The 15057-nt window shown below is 64.1% G+C and carries 11 protein-coding genes; 9 read left to right on the forward strand and 2 right to left on the reverse strand.

The genetic code is table 11. From position 1 onward, the window contains the following. The first annotated feature begins 72 nt into the window (after window positions 1–72). Both guaB and guaA read left to right on the forward strand, forming a co-directional pair. A complete protein-coding gene (gene guaB, locus FPB55_RS04975; protein WP_003255025.1) occupies window positions 73–1542 on the forward strand; it encodes an IMP dehydrogenase in 1470 nt (489 codons plus the stop codon). A gap of 78 nt (window positions 1543–1620) precedes the next feature. After that, window positions 1621–3198, forward strand: a complete 1578-nt coding sequence (gene guaA, locus FPB55_RS04980; RefSeq protein ID WP_009683420.1) for a glutamine-hydrolyzing GMP synthase — start codon at window positions 1621–1623, stop codon at window positions 3196–3198. Window positions 3199–3264: 66 nt separating this feature from the next. On the opposite strand, the gene FPB55_RS04985 is transcribed toward guaA, so the two are convergent. Next, window positions 3265–4209 carry an AraC family transcriptional regulator gene (locus FPB55_RS04985; RefSeq protein WP_144187618.1) on the reverse strand — a complete coding sequence of 315 codons (945 nt, stop codon included), beginning with the start codon at window positions 4207–4209 and terminating at the stop codon, window positions 3265–3267. Window positions 4210–4382: 173 nt separating this feature from the next. On the opposite strand from FPB55_RS04985, the gene FPB55_RS04990 reads away from it, so the two are divergent. The 5 genes from FPB55_RS04990 to tadA all read left to right on the forward strand — a co-directional run bounded on the left by FPB55_RS04990 (window position 4383) and on the right by tadA (window position 8919). Next, the gene (locus tag FPB55_RS04990; protein WP_144187620.1) at window positions 4383–4817 is read left to right on the forward strand and encodes a hypothetical protein; all 435 of its coding nucleotides are present in this window, start codon (window positions 4383–4385) and stop codon (window positions 4815–4817) included. Window positions 4818–4836: 19 nt separating this feature from the next. Then, a complete protein-coding gene (locus FPB55_RS04995; RefSeq protein WP_144187622.1) occupies window positions 4837–5496 on the forward strand; it encodes a hypothetical protein in 660 nt (219 codons plus the stop codon). Between the two features lie 12 nt (window positions 5497–5508). Next, window positions 5509–6954 (forward strand): M48 family metallopeptidase, encoded by a 1446-nt coding sequence (locus tag FPB55_RS05000; RefSeq protein WP_144187624.1) that lies wholly within the window; start codon window positions 5509–5511, stop codon window positions 6952–6954. A 103-nt stretch (window positions 6955–7057) separates the two neighbouring features. Beyond that, entirely contained in the window at window positions 7058–8440 is a 1383-nt protein-coding gene (locus tag FPB55_RS05005; protein ID WP_144187626.1) for a multicopper oxidase family protein, read from the forward strand. Continuing rightward, window positions 8440–8919 carry a tRNA adenosine(34) deaminase TadA gene (gene tadA / locus FPB55_RS05010; protein ID WP_029885514.1) on the forward strand — a complete coding sequence of 160 codons (480 nt, stop codon included), beginning with the start codon at window positions 8440–8442 and terminating at the stop codon, window positions 8917–8919. Before FPB55_RS05005 ends, tadA begins: the two co-directional genes overlap by 1 nt. A 109-nt stretch (window positions 8920–9028) precedes the next feature. On the opposite strand, the gene mltF is transcribed toward tadA, so the two are convergent. Continuing rightward, the gene (gene mltF, locus FPB55_RS05015; protein WP_115293450.1) at window positions 9029–10486 is read right to left on the reverse strand and encodes a membrane-bound lytic murein transglycosylase MltF; all 1458 of its coding nucleotides are present in this window, start codon (window positions 10484–10486) and stop codon (window positions 9029–9031) included. Window positions 10487–10842: 356 nt separating this feature from the next. Between mltF and purL the strand changes: the two genes are divergently transcribed. Continuing rightward, window positions 10843–14742, forward strand: coding sequence for a phosphoribosylformylglycinamidine synthase (gene purL, locus FPB55_RS05020; RefSeq protein WP_144187628.1), 3900 nt, complete (start codon window positions 10843–10845; stop codon window positions 14740–14742). 3 nt (window positions 14743–14745) lie between these two features. Next, window positions 14746–15057, forward strand: coding sequence for an NGG1p interacting factor NIF3 (locus FPB55_RS05025; RefSeq protein ID WP_144187630.1), 312 nt, complete (start codon window positions 14746–14748; stop codon window positions 15055–15057).

Here is a 15057-nt window from a genome sequence, read left to right on the forward strand (position 1 = left end):
TTTGCATTGAGCGGCGCGCCGTGCATGAGTATAATGGCGCGCTTCCATTTTTCCCGCCCGGGAGCCCCCGCGATGCTGCGTATCAGCCAAGAAGCCCTGACCTTCGACGATATCCTCCTTGTACCTGGCTATTCCGAGGTACTGCCCAATGAAGTCAGTCTCAAGACCCGTTTGACTCGTGGCATCGAGCTGAACATTCCGCTGGTTTCCGCCGCCATGGATACCGTGACCGAAGCGCGCCTGGCCATTGCCATGGCTCAGGAAGGCGGCATCGGCATCATCCACAAGAACATGACCATCGAGCAGCAGGCCGGCGAAGTTCGCAAGGTCAAGAAGTTCGAGGCTGGCGTGGTCAAGGACCCGATCACCATCGACGCCGACGCTACCGTGCGCGACCTGTTCGAGCTGACCCGCCTGAACAACATCTCCGGCGTGCCAGTGCTGGCCAACGGTGACCTGGTCGGCATCGTCACTTCCCGTGACGTACGCTTCGAAAACCGCCTGGACGCCAAGGTCCGCGACGTGATGACGCCAAAAGAGCGCCTGGTCACGGTGCGCGAAGGCGCCGACAAGAACGAAGTGCGCGAGCTGCTGCACAAGCACCGCCTGGAAAAAGTCCTGATCGTTGACGACAAGTTCAACCTCAAGGGCATGATGACCGTCAAGGACATCGAAAAGGCCAAGGCCTACCCGCTGGCCAGCAAGGACGACCAAGGTCGCCTGCGCGTCGGCGCTGCCGTCGGCACTGGCAAGGACACCGGCGAGCGCGTAGCCGCCCTGGTTGCTGCCGGGGTTGACGTGGTGGTGGTCGACACTGCCCACGGTCACTCCAAAGGTGTGATCGACCGCGTGCGCTGGGTGAAGGAAACCTACCCGCAGGTGCAGGTGATCGGCGGCAACATCGCCACCGGCGCTGCGGCCAAGGCCCTGGCCGAAGCCGGCGCTGACGCGGTCAAGGTCGGTATCGGCCCGGGCTCTATCTGCACCACCCGTATCGTTGCAGGCGTCGGCGTGCCGCAAATCAGCGCCATCGCCAACGTTGCCGCTGCACTGGAAGGCACCGGTGTGCCACTGATCGCCGACGGCGGCATCCGCTTCTCCGGTGACCTGTCCAAGGCCATCGTAGCCGGTGCTTCCTGCGTGATGATGGGTTCGATGTTCGCCGGTACCGAAGAGGCGCCAGGTGAAGTCGAGCTGTTCCAGGGCCGTTCCTACAAAGCCTACCGCGGCATGGGCTCGCTGGGTGCCATGGCACAGGCGCAAGGCTCGTCCGACCGTTACTTCCAGGACTCCTCGGCCGGTGCCGAGAAGCTGGTACCGGAAGGCATCGAAGGCCGTGTGCCGTACAAAGGTGCGCTGGCGGCGATCATCCACCAACTGATGGGCGGCCTGCGTTCGTCCATGGGCTACACCGGCAGCGCAACCATCGAAGAGATGCGCACCAAGCCGGAGTTCGTACGCATCACCGGCGCCGGCATGGCCGAGTCCCACGTGCATGACGTGCAGATCACCAAAGAAGCCCCTAACTACCGCGTAGGTTAAGGCTTCCAGCACTACAAGGATGCGGGGCTGTCACGACAGCCCCGCGTCGTTTCCGATTTCCACTGACGAGATTGAGTCATGGCCCTCGACATTCACGCTCACCGCATCCTGATCCTCGATTTCGGTTCCCAGTACACCCAGCTGATTGCCCGCCGCGTGCGCGAGATCGGCGTGTACTGCGAGCTGCACCCGTTCGACATGGACGATGAAGCGATCCGCGAATTCAACCCGCGCGGCATCATCCTCGCCGGCGGCCCCGAATCGGTCCACGAAGCCAACAGCCCGCGCGCGCCGCAGGCAGTATTCGACCTGAACGTGCCGGTGCTGGGCATCTGCTACGGCATGCAGACCATGGCCGAACAGATGGGCGGCAAGGTCGAAGGTTCCGACCTGCGTGAGTTCGGTTATGCCCGCGTGGACGTGGTCGGTAAGAGCCGCCTGCTCGACGGCATCGAAGATCACATCGACGCTGACGGCGTACTGGGCCTGGACGTGTGGATGAGCCACGGCGACAAAGTCACCCAGATGCCGGGCAATTTCCATGTATTGGCCAGCACCCCAAGCTGCCCGATCGCCGGCATGTTCGACGACACCCGCGGCTACTACGGCGTGCAGTTCCACCCGGAAGTGACCCACACCAAGCAGGGCGGTCGCATCCTGTCCCGCTTCGTGCAGGACATCTGTGGCTGCGAAGCCCTGTGGACCCCGTCCAACATCGTTGAAGACGCCATCGCCCAGGTGCGTGCACAAGTGGGTTCGGCCAACGTCCTGCTGGGCCTGTCTGGCGGCGTCGACAGCTCGGTGGTTGCCGCGCTGCTGCACCGCGCCATCGGCGACCAGCTGACCTGCGTATTTGTCGACAACGGCCTGCTGCGCCTGCACGAAGGTGACCAGGTGATGGCCATGTTCAAGGAGAACATGGGCGTCAAGGTCATTCGCGCCGACGCTGAAAAGCAGTTCCTCGACAACCTGGAAGGCGAAGCCGACCCGGAGAAGAAGCGCAAGATCATCGGCCGCACCTTCATCGACGTGTTCGATGCCGAGGCCAGCAAGCTGGAAAACATCCAGTTCCTTGCCCAGGGCACCATCTACCCGGACGTGATCGAGTCGGCTGGCGCCAAGAGCGGCAAGGCCCACGTGATCAAGTCGCACCACAACGTCGGTGGCCTGCCGGAGGAAATGAACCTCAAGCTGGTCGAGCCGCTGCGTGAACTGTTCAAGGACGAAGTGCGCAAGATCGGCCTGGAGCTGGGCCTGCCGTACGACATGGTCTACCGCCACCCGTTCCCGGGCCCGGGCCTGGGTGTGCGTATCCTTGGTGAAGTGAAGAAGGAATACGCCGACATCCTGCGTCGTGCCGACCACATCTTCATCGAAGAGCTGCGCAAAGCCGACTGGTACCACAAGACCAGCCAGGCCTTCGTGGTGTTCCAGCCGGTCAAGTCGGTCGGCGTCGTCGGCGACGGCCGTCGCTACGCCTGGGTCGTGGCCCTGCGTGCCGTCGAGACCGTGGACTTCATGACCGCGCGTTGGGCACACCTGCCGTACGAGCTGCTGGAAACCGTCAGCGGCCGTATCATCAATGAAATCGACGGCATCTCGCGCGTGACCTATGACGTGTCGAGCAAGCCGCCGGCGACGATTGAGTGGGAATGATGCCTCTCTGGCGTTGAACGAAAAGGGCCGCATTGCAGGCCCTTTTCTTTTGCCTGGGAAAACCTGCTATTCGCTGCCAGGCGGGTGGCCGAAATAGGCCTTGTAGGCATGGCAGAAATTGGCAGGGTTGGCATAACCGACCTGGTAGGCCACCTGCGACACCTGCCAGCGCCTTTCCAGCAGCAGGGTGCGGGCCTGCTCCAGGCGGTGCTGGCGCACGTACTGCAGCATTGGCCGGCCGAATTCGTCGCGGAACGCCCGGCGCAAGGTGGTCTCGCCCACGCCCAGTTGGCGTGCAAGGCTGGCGGCGGTGGGTGGGGTGGCCAATTGGGTGTCGAGCAGGCGCCGCGCTTCGATGGCCAGGTCGCGCAGCCCGCGGTCCGGGTTTTTCGTGCCTTGTACAGGGCCGATCAAGTGGCGCGCCAGCTCCAGCACCACGGCCACGCTCAGGCTTTCGCAATGCAGGCGCCGTAGCCCACCGGTATAGGGTGACAGGTACAGCTGCTGCAGCAAGCGGCTGACGGCGGGGCATTGGGGGAGTTGATCGAAGCGCATGCCGTCTGCGGTCAAGGCCAGCAGGGGTAGCAATTGCGCATCGTCCCGCGCCAGCTCATGCAGGTAGTCGCCGGCAATGCGCACGCCAGCCATGCGCGCATGGCTGTCTGCAGGCAACTGGTCCTGCGCTTCCAGGCTTTCGCCCAGGCCCAGCAGGTGCAAGTGGCCGGGGGCGTAATGGTTGAGCGTGCCGTCGACCTTGTGCTGCCAGGCACCGTCGAACACGTGGACGATGCACAGGCTTTGCGGCAGCAGTTTGTCGATTTGCAACGGTTCGGGAAACTGTAGGTTGCAATCGAAGTACTGCAGCCCCGCGTGCACGGTCTGCGCCCGATAATGCCCGGTTGCACGCCCCATGATCTGCGCCTTGCCGCTGTCCAACACGCCGGCGTCGGCGAGCGAGCCGGGGCTGTCGAAGGAAAAGGAGGTGTCCAGGTAGGGGCTGGTCGATCGCATGGGCGCTACGTCCTTGGTTGGCGGCGACATGAGCGTAAATGGTAACGCGCGCACATTTTTGGCAACAGCCATTGTGCGCGGCGGCCCATCTTTTGTGCGAACCGGCCACAGGGGTTGGCAGTGCCGGCGTAGCTGTCTTCAATGATCGATCGTTTCGCATCATGGTGGAAAAAATGTTCGCTTATCGTAAATGGGCTGCCTTGCTGGTGGCATCGCTCACGCTTTGGCTAGGCCAGGCACATGCCGAACAACGGCCTGCAGTAGCCGAACAGGTCAAGGCCTATATGGGCACCGAGGGCGTCAAGGTATGGACGCTGCGCATTGGCGAGCGGGCCGCCAATGAGGCGCTGGTCCAGGTCGAAGGCGTCGATCACGACTGGAACATGCGCATTCAGAAAATGCAGGTCGAGAAAACCGCCAAGGACACCCGCTACTGGACGACGGTCGATGGCAACAAGTTTGTCGTGTTGATCGTGCAGGGCGGCTGGGGCGGCGAGCTCTACCTGCCGGGTGAGCCGCAACCTTTGCCGGTTGGCTACTCCGAGGGGCTGTCGCGCCAAGGTGATGCGCAGGCTTTTCTGACCGATTATCTGGCCAAGCAGCGGTGAACGGGGAGCACATCTGATCATGGCTAAACCCGACGATCCGCTGGCCGACCTTTCCGGCGCGCTTGGCGAAGACTATGAGCAAGCCCGTGCCGCCCAGCGCGAGCGGGTGGTTGCCGAACTCAAACAGGTAATCGAGCGCGTCCCGGAGCAAAGCGAATTCACCAACTCCCGGCGTTACAAGGTCTGGGGGCCGATACTGCTGGTGGGCGCCCTGATTCTGCTGGTCGCCACGTTCAACCCGCAACGCCTGGGCGCGGTCGCACTGGTGCTGTTCGTGGTGTGCATGGCGGCCGCGGTGACCTGGCAGCACCGCAACGCGGGCACGCAGGTGTTCATGCGCCTGACTCGCCGACAGCTGTTCGTCGATACCCTGGACGCCCCTGTCGACATGGCTGAAGTCGAGGACATCGCGGTAAAGGACGAAGGCCTGGTCATGGTGCAGACGCTGGAGATGAGCAGCGAAGCTGTGCTGCCTAAGCATCGCGTGGTCAAGCTGCAGTTTTTCGGAAACCAGGCGATGGCCCTGAAAAAGCCGCGACCGCAGATTCGCATCATGTCTGCCGGCCTGGCCTTGAAGGGTCGCAAGCTGGGGAACGACGAAGTGCTCGAGCTGTTGGCGGCCTACCGCAATTCGGCCCATGCACAACGGCAACTGGAGTTGATGCAGGTAGATGTATAGCGGGGCGCTGCAATGAGGCGCCTGGGTTGGGGCCTGGTCATGCTGCTGTTGCCGTTGCTGCTGGTCGGCTGGGGCGGCGTGCAGCAATGGCGGGCCGAGACGGCGCAAGAGCAGGCGGGGATCATCCGGCAGTGGCTGGCAACGCCCAGCGAGGACTTGTTGCGCACACTGCCTTGGGCGGCGCGCAAGGAACTGGCAGGGCGCCTGGACACGCGTGAAGTGCTGCAACGGCAGTTGGATGAGCTCGATACCGACCGCCACTGGCTTAGCGTGCGTAGAACGCTGGCCGGTGTCGGCGGCTGGCTGGCATGGGGCGCGCTGGTCGCTGGCATCGGCGCTTGGCTCAGGCTCAGGTACGACGCCTGGCGGGCCCTGCGCTCGGCGCATTACCTGCACCAGCGCATGACCGCCAGCTGGCGGGTGCTGGGGCGTTGGCTAAGCGTCTACATGGGGCTGCTGGCTGGCTCGTTGGGCCTTCTGCTGCTGTATGAAGTCAGCGCCGGCTTCAGCCATGCGGCACAGGGCGGGGTTACCGTGCTGATCGTGGTGCTGCCGCTAGCGTCATTACTGCTCGTGTGCCTGCGTACGGCCTGGCGAATGCGCCAGCAATGGCCGCGCATCGGCGCGTCCAACGCGAGCTTTCTCGGCCGACAGCTTCACCGGCAGAGGGCTCCGGCGCTCTGGCAATGGGTCGAGGGCCTGGCCGCGCAGTTGCATGCGCCAGTACCGGACAATATCGTGGTCGGCATCGACCAAAGCTTTTTCGTCACCAGCGTTCCAGTCGTGCTGCAGCCCTGTCAGTCGGTACTCAATGGCCGAACCTTGTATCTGTCGTTACCGTGTCTCGGCGCCTTGAGCCAGCGGGAAGCCGCCGCGATCATTGGCCATGAGCTTGGCCATTTTCGCAGCCGCGACACGGAGCAGGGCAGTGCGACCAACGCACGCTTCAGCTTGATGTGCGCCCAGTTCTCGACTCTGGTCGACGCTGAGCGCGGCGCCGCCTGGGTCGCTCGCCCGGTGGTATGGGCAGCCGGTCAGTTCCTGCACCATTTTCAGGTCGCGGTCCATCACTGGGGGCGTGAGCAGGAATTGCTGGCTGACCGGGCCGGTGCCGAAGTGGCCGGGCCGGAGCTGTTCATGCAGGCGTTGTTGCGGGCGATCGCCCTGAGCAGCGTGGTCGATGCCTTGCTGCACGAGTGCGGCGGCCAAGGCCTGCTGGCAGCGCTGCCCCGGCATTTGCAGCGCGTGCCGTTGCGCCTGGATGAGGACGTGCTGGGCCTGACCATGCCCCATCCATTCGACTCCCATCCGCCACTGGCTGCGCGCCTCGACAACCTTCGCATCAGGCTGGACGGTGCACTGCTGCAGGCTGCCATGCGCCAACCTGGCGACCATGACCGGCAGTGGTTCAATCAGTTGTGTGGCGGCGCCATGGAAGCGGAACGCCAGGGTCTCTAGAGACTTCACTTAATATTTCCCATTTGCAGGTGTATCGTATTCGCCCTTCATCGTCAGCCGAGGCTGGCAGCTTGATCGCACCGAACACGAGGTACCCGCACCGATGTCCTTCACCCGTCGACAAATGCTCAAGGGCCTGACCGGCCTGGTTGTGGTTGGCCTGGGCGCCGGTGGCGCGGCGCGTTACTGGCTGGGCAAGGTCGAGGACGACAACGCCGGCCATGACTACGAGCTGATCGCCGCGCCGCTTGACGTCGAGCTGGTGCCGGGCTTCAAGACCGAGGCCTGGGCGTTCGGGCCCTCTGCACCGGGCACCGAATTGCGTGTGCGCCAAGGCACCTGGCTGCGGGTGCGCTTCATCAACCACCTGCCGGTGGAAACCACCATCCACTGGCACGGTATCCGCCTGCCGCTGGAAATGGACGGCGTGCCTTATGTGTCGCAACTGCCGGTCAAGCCAGGCGAGTACTTCGACTACAAGTTCCGCGTACCGGATGCGGGCAGCTACTGGTACCACCCTCATGTCAGCAGTTCCGAAGAGCTGGGCCGTGGCCTGGTCGGCCCGCTGATCGTCGAGGAGCGCGAGCCCACCGGCTTCCGGCATGAGCGCACACTCAGCCTGAAGAACTGGCACGTGGACGAGGAGGGTGGCTGGCTGCCGTTCAGTATCCCGCGCGAGGCCGCGCGCAACGGCACCGCCGGGCGCCTGATCACCATCAATGGCCAGGCCGACGCGGTCACCGAACTGCCGGCCGGGCAGGTGGTGCGCGTGCGTCTGCTGAACCTGGACAACACCTGGACTTACCGGGTGAACCTCAAGGGCAACTGCGAGGCCCGGATCTACGCGCTCGATGGTAACCCGGTGACCCCTCGCCCCCTGGAGGACGAGTACTGGCTCGGCCCTGGCATGCGCATCTGCCTGGCTATCCGCATTCCCCAGGCGGGGGAGGAAATTTCCCTGCGCGATGGCTTCGTGCGCCTGGGCACCCTGCGCTCGGTGGCCAGTACCGATGCCCCGGGGGACTGGCCGCCAGCGCTGCCGGCCAACCCGATAGCCGAACCGGACCTGGAGAATGCCGAGAAGCTCAACTTCAATTTCGAATGGGCGGCGAAGGTTTCGGTCACCACCGACCAGGACAAGCCACCGAGCCTTTGGCAAATCAACGGCCAAGCCTGGGACATCACCGACAAGACCTGCGCCGACCGCCCCATCGCCACGCTGCAAAAAGGCAAAAGCTACATCTTCGAGTTGAAGAACATGACCCAGTACCAGCACCCGATCCACCTGCATGGCATGAGTTTCAAGGTGCTCGCCTCCAACCGGCACGACATCAAGGAACCGTGGTTCACCGACACCTACCTGCTGGGCAAGAACGAGCGCGCGCAGGTGGCCCTGGTGGCGGATAACCCCGGCACCTGGATGTTCCACTGCCACGTCATCGACCACATGGAAACCGGCCTGATGGCCGCTATCGCGGTGGTGTGATGCGCCCGCAGATTATCGATCGCAGCCGCGATCAGGAATTCATGCGCCTGGCGTTGTCCCTGGCAGCCGAGGGTGCAGCGCTGGGCGAGGTACCGGTGGGGGCGGTGCTGGTGCAGCATGGCCAGGTGATTGGCCAGGGCTTCAACCGGCCGATCATCGACAGCGACCCCAGTGCCCATGCCGAGATGGTGGCGATTCGGGCGGCGGCCAAGGCGGCCAGCAACTACCGCCTGCCAGGCAGCACCCTGTACGTCACGCTGGAACCGTGCAGCATGTGTGCAGGCCTGATCGTACATTCACGGGTGATGCGGGTGGTGTTTGGCGCGCTGGAGCCCAAGGCGGGGATCGTGCAAAGCCAGGGGCAGTTCTTCGGCCAGGGCTTTCTCAACCACCGGGTGATGGTGGAGGGCGGGGTGCTGGCGCAGGAGTGTGGGCAGATCCTCAGCGACTTCTTCAAAGCCCGCCGGGCCAAGGGCTAGCCTGGGCCGGCCTGTTCGCGGGCACGCCCGCTCCCACAGGAATGCCACCCCCTCAGGCTTGTGGTGGACCTGTGGGAGCGGGCGTGCCCGCGAACAGGCCGCTACAGGCTCACATCGGCGGTGACTGGTCCGCAGGCTTGTCCTTGTTCACACCAGGCACATGAAGGTTGCCTTCGGCGACCTGGCCTTCGAGCTGCGGTTGGGTGACCCAGGTGAGGATGTCGTAGTAGCGGCGGATGTTGGCCACGAAGTGCACAGGCTCGCCACCGCGGGCATAGCCGTACTTGGTCTGCCGGTACCACTGTTTCTGCGACAGGCGCGGCAGCATTTTCTTCACGTCCAGCCACTTGTTCGGGTTGAGCTTTTCGCGCTTGGCCAGGGTACGGGCGTCTTCCAGGTGGCCGGTGCCGACGTTGTAGGCAGCCAGGGCGAACCAGGTGCGGTCGGGCTCCTTGATGCTGTCGTCGAGCTCTTCCTTGATTTTCATGAAGTACTTGGCGCCCCCCTGGATGCTCTGCCGCGGGTCCAGGCGGTTGGATACGCCCATCGCCTGGGCAGTGCGCTGGGTCAGCATCATCAGGCCGCGTACGCCGGTCTTGGAGGTAACCTCCGGTTGCCACATCGATTCCTGGTAACCGATGGCGGCCAGCAGGCGCCAGTCCACCTGCTCGACCTTGGCGTAGCTCTTGAAGTGCTTCTCGTACTTGGGCAGGCGTTGCTGCAGATGCTGGGCGAAGGTGTAGGCGCCCACGTAGCCCAGAACATCGACATGGCCGTAGTAGCGGTCCTTCAAGCGCTGCAGGGTGCCGTTTTTCTGCGCCTTGTCGAGGAATTCATTGATTTCGTTGAGCAGGCTGTTGTCTTCACCGGCCGCGACTGCCCAGCGTTGATCACGGGTGTCGCCCACGTCGAAGGCAACCCGCACGTTGGGGAAGTACACCTGGTTCATCGCCAGTTCGTTGGAGTCGACCAGGGTCAGGTCGATCTGGCCTTCGTCGACCATGCGCAGCAGGTCGACCACCTCGACCGCATCGGACTCTTCATACTCCAGGCCTGGGTTCTGCTTTTTCAGCTCGGCCAGAAGGTCGGCATGGCTGCTGCCCTTGAGCACCATGATTTTCTTGCCGACCAGGCCCTTGGCGTCGGTCGGGCGTGGGCGGCCGTTGCGATAGACCACCTGCGGGGTGACTTCCAGGTAGGGATGCGAATATTTCACCTGGGCCTTGCGCCGTTCACTGCTGACCAGGCCGGCCGCGGCCAGCACCGGGCCGGCGGGCTTGCCGAGCGAATCGTACAGTTCGTCGAGGTTGTCGGCGGTTTCGATCTGCAGTTTTACGCCGAGATCATCGGCGAAATGCTGGACAAGTTCGTACTCGAAGCCGGTTTCGCCGTTGCGGTCCTGGAAGTAGGTGGCCGGGCTGTTGCGGGTGATCACGCGCAGCACGCCGTCCTCCTTCACGCGCTCGAGGGTGCTGGGTTTTTCAACGCAGGCACCGAGCAGCAGAAAGAGTCCGGTTGCGAGGAGCCATTTGGCGCAACGCTGGCGCAAAGCAGTGTGGGCGAACATAGATTGCAGTATACGCAAAGGACCGGCGCAACCATATCTCGACAACTGTTAGGTTGTCTGGTAGCACATTCTGTGCAGTGCTGCGGCCTGATCCTCTGTAGGAGCGGCCTTGCGTCGCGATGGGCCGCGCAGCGGCCCCGGGGTACTGGCGGCGGTGCTGGAAAACTGGGGCCGCTGTGCGGCCCATCGCGACGCAAGGCCGCTCCTACAGGGCGTGGAGAACAGGGGGATTTTTTTGACCCCAAAGTCCGGTTCCGCCGCCCGGCAGCCATGGCTTAGAGCGGGTGCCGAAAGCCAACGATTTAGGCTAGAATGCACGGCCTCTAAGCACACCCCTTCCTGAGGCTGTCCCGACGATGTTGATCCTGCGCGGCGCTCCTGCCCTTTCTGCCTTTCGCCACGGTAAATTACTCGAGCAACTGAGCCAGAAAGTCCCCGCTGTTACTGGTTTGTATGCCGAATTTGCCCACTTTGCCGATGTTGTAGGCGAACTGACCGCCGACCAGCAGCAGGTGCTGGGCCGTCTGCTCAAGTACGGCCCGAGCGTGCCGGTACAGGAGCCGAGCGGCCGCCTGTTCCTGGTCGTACCGCGCCTGGGCACCATCTCGCCATGGGCCAGCAAGGCCAGCGACATCGCTCACAACTGCGGCCTGCAGGCCATCCAGCGCCTGGAGCGTGGTATCGCCTACTACGTTGCCGGCAACCTGAGCGACGCTGACGCCGCCCTGATCGCCGCCGAGCTGCACGACCGCATGACCCAGCGCGTGCTCGGCCAGTTGGAGCAGGCCGCTGATATGTTCAGCCACGCCCAGCCCAAGCCGATGACCTCTGTCGATATCCTCGGCGGCGGCCGCGACGCGCTGGCCAAGGCCAACATCGACCTCGGCCTGGCCTTGGCCGAAGACGAAATCGACTACCTGGTCAATGCCTTCCAGGGCCTCAAGCGCAACCCGAACGACATCGAACTGATGATGTTCGCCCAGGCCAACTCCGAGCACTGCCGCCACAAGATCTTCAACGCCAGTTGGGACATCGACGGCCAGGCGCAGGAAAAAAGCCTGTTCGGCATGATCAAGAACACCTACCAGATGCACAACGAAGGTGTGCTGTCTGCGTACAAGGACAACGCCTCGGTGATCGTCGGCAACGTTGCCGGCCGCTTCTTCCCGAACCCTGACACCCGCCAGTACGGCGCGGTGCAGGAGCCGGTGCACATCCTCATGAAGGTGGAAACCCACAACCACCCGACCGCCATCGCCCCGTTCTCCGGTGCGTCCACCGGCTCGGGTGGCGAAATCCGTGACGAAGGTGCTACTGGCCGTGGCGCCAAGCCCAAGGCGGGCCTGACCGGCTTCACCGTGTCCAACCTGCGCATCCCGGGCTTCGAGCAGCCCTGGGAGCAGGCCTACGGCAAGCCAGAGCGCATCGTCGACGCCCTCGACATCATGATCGAAGGCCCATTGGGCGGTGCTGCTTTCAACAACGAATTCGGTCGCCCGGCGCTGACCGGCTACTTCCGTACCTTCGAGCAGGCCATCAACACCCCGCACGGTGAAGAAGTACGCGGTTACCACAAGCCGATCATGCTCGCAGGCGGCATGGGCAACATCCGTGAAGACCACGTGCAGAAGGGCGAGATCACGGTCGGCGCCAAGCTCATCGTGCTCGGCGGCCCGGCCATGCTGATCGGCCTGGGCGGCGGCGCTGCTTCGTCGGTGGCTACCGGCGCCAGCTCCGCTGACCTGGACTTCGCCTCGGTACAGCGTGAAAACCCGGAAATGGAGCGCCGTTGCCAGGAGGTCATCGACCGCTGCTGGCAGCTGGGCGATGCCAACCCTATCGCCTTCATCCACGACGTGGGCGCCGGCGGCATCTCCAACGCCTTCCCGGAGCTGGTCAACGACGGTGGCCGTGGTGGCCGCTTCGAGCTGCGCAACGTGCCCAACGACGAGCCGGGCATGGCCCCGCACGAAATCTGGAGCAACGAGTCGCAGGAGCGTTACGTGCTGGCCGTCAGTGCCGTCGACTTCGAGCGCTTCAAGGCCATTTGCGAGCGCGAGCGTTGCCCGTTTGCCGTGGTCGGTGAAGCCACCGAAGAAAAGCACCTGACCGTCAGCGACAGCCACTTCGGCAACACCCCGGTGGACATGCCCCTCGACGTGCTGCTGGGCAAGCCGCCGCGCATGCACCGTTCGGTCACCCGTGAAGCCGAGCTGGGCGATGATTTCGACCCAAGCGAGCTGGACCTGGACAGCGCCGTGCAGCGCGTGCTGAACCACCCGGCAGTGGCCAGCAAGAGCTTCCTGATCACCATCGGCGACCGCACCATCACCGGCCTGGTTGCCCGCGACCAGATGGTCGGCCCGTGGCAGGTTCCGGTTGCCGACTGCGCCGTCACGGCCACCAGCTTCGATGTGTACACCGGTGAAGCCATGGCCATGGGCGAGCGAACCCCGCTGGCCTTGCTGGACGCCCCTGCATCCGGCCGCATGGCCATTGGCGAAACGCTGACCAACCTGGCGGCATCGCGCATCGAGAAACTGTCCGACGTCAAGCTGTCGGCCAACTGGATGTCCGCTGCCGGCCACCCAGGTGAAGACGCGCGCTTGTACGACACCGTCAAGGCGGTCGGCATGGAGCTGTGCCCGGAGCTGGGCATTACCATTCCGGTCGGCAAAGACTCCATGTCGATGAAAACCAAGTGGAGCGACGAGGGCGTCGAGAAGAGCGTGACCTCGCCGATGTCGCTGATCATCACCGGCTTCGCGCCGGTCACCGACATTCGCAAGACCCTGACCCCGCAACTGCGCATGGACAAGGGTGAAACCGACCTGATCCTGGTCGACCTCGGCCGCGGCAAGAACCGCATGGGCGCCTCGATCCTGGCCCAGACCTACGGCAAGATCGCTGCCCAGGCACCGGATGTCGACGACGCCGAAGACCTCAAGGCCTTCTTCGCCGTGATCCAGGGCCTGAACGAAGATGGCCACCTGCTGGCCTACCACGACCGTTCCGACGGCGGCCTGGCCGCCACCGTGCTGGAAATGGCCTTTGCCGGCCACTGCGGCCTGGACCTGCACCTCGACCCGCTGACCGACAGCAAGGCCGATGTGGCGGCCATTCTGTTCAACGAAGAGCTGGGGGCGGTCATTCAGGTTCGCCAGGACGCCACCCCCGACGTACTGGCACAGTTCAGCGCCGCTGGCCTGGGCGAAGGTTGCGTGGCGGTGATCGGCAAGCCGGTCAACAACGCCGAAGTGTCCATCAGCCTCAATGGCGAAGTGCTGTTCGACGACGACCGCCGCATGCTGCAGCGCCAGTGGGCCGAGACCAGCTACCAGATCCAGCGCCTGCGCGACAACGCCGACTGCGCCGACCAGGAGTTCGACCTGCTGCTCGAGGAAGACAACCCGGGCCTGTCGGTCAAGCTGGGCTTCGACGTCAACGACGACATCGCCGCACCGTACATCAAGAAAGGCGTGCGCCCGCAAGTGGCCATCCTGCGTGAGCAGGGCGTCAACGGCCAGGTTGAAATGGCTGCAGCCTTCGACCGCGCCGGCTTCGCCGCCATCGACGTGCACATGAGCGATATCCTTGCCGGCCGCGTCGACTTCGAGGCCTTCAAGGGCCTGGTGGCCTGCGGTGGTTTCTCCTACGGTGACGTGCTGGGCGCCGGTGAGGGCTGGGCCAAGTCGGCGCTGTTCAACAGCCGCGCCCGTGATGCCTTCCAGGCCTTCTTCGAGCGTACCGACAGCTTCGCCCTGGGCGTGTGCAACGGTTGCCAGATGATGTCCAACCTGCACGAGCTGATCCCGGGCACCGAGCACTGGCCGCACTTCGTGCGCAACCGCTCGGAGCAGTTCGAGGCACGTGTGGCCATGGTCGAAGTGCAGAAGTCCAACTCGATCTTCCTGCAAGGCATGGCCGGTTCGCGCATGCCGATCGCCATCGCCCACGGTGAAGGCCATGCCGAGTTCGCCAGCGAAGAAGCGCTGCTGGCCGCCGACATGTCCGGTTGCGTGGCCCTGCGCTATGTCGATAACCACGGCAAGGTCACCGAAGCCTACCCGGCCAACCCGAACGGCTCGCCGCGCGGTATCACCGGCCTCACCAGCCGCGACGGTCGCGTGACCATCATGATGCCGCACCCGGAGCGGGTGTTCCGCGCCGTGCAGAACTCCTGGCGCCCTGACGAGTGGCACGAAGATGCCGCGCTGATGCGCATGTTCCGCAATGCGCGGGTGTGGGTGAACTAAGGCGTGCACAAGCTCGCCTTCTTCGTCCCCGCCAGCCATGTCGAGGTGGTCAAGGCCGCTGTGTTCGCCGCTGGTGGCGGGCGCATCGGTGACTATGACCACTGCGCCTGGCAAACCCTGGGCCAGGGCCAGTTTCGCCCGCTGGACGGCAGCCAGCCGTTTCTCGGGCAAACGGGCCGGGTCGAGGTGGTGGAAGAGTGGAAGGTGGAGCTGGTGGTGGCAGACGAGCTGGTAGCCCAGGTCGTCGCTGCGCTCAAGCAAAGCCACCCGTACGAGGCGCCAGCCTATGAGGTGTGGCGGCTCGCCGAGTTCTAG

Origin of the sequence: Pseudomonas sp. BJP69 (assembly GCF_007633355.1) — a bacterium.
GTDB lineage: Bacteria > Pseudomonadota > Gammaproteobacteria > Pseudomonadales > Pseudomonadaceae > Aquipseudomonas > Aquipseudomonas juntendi.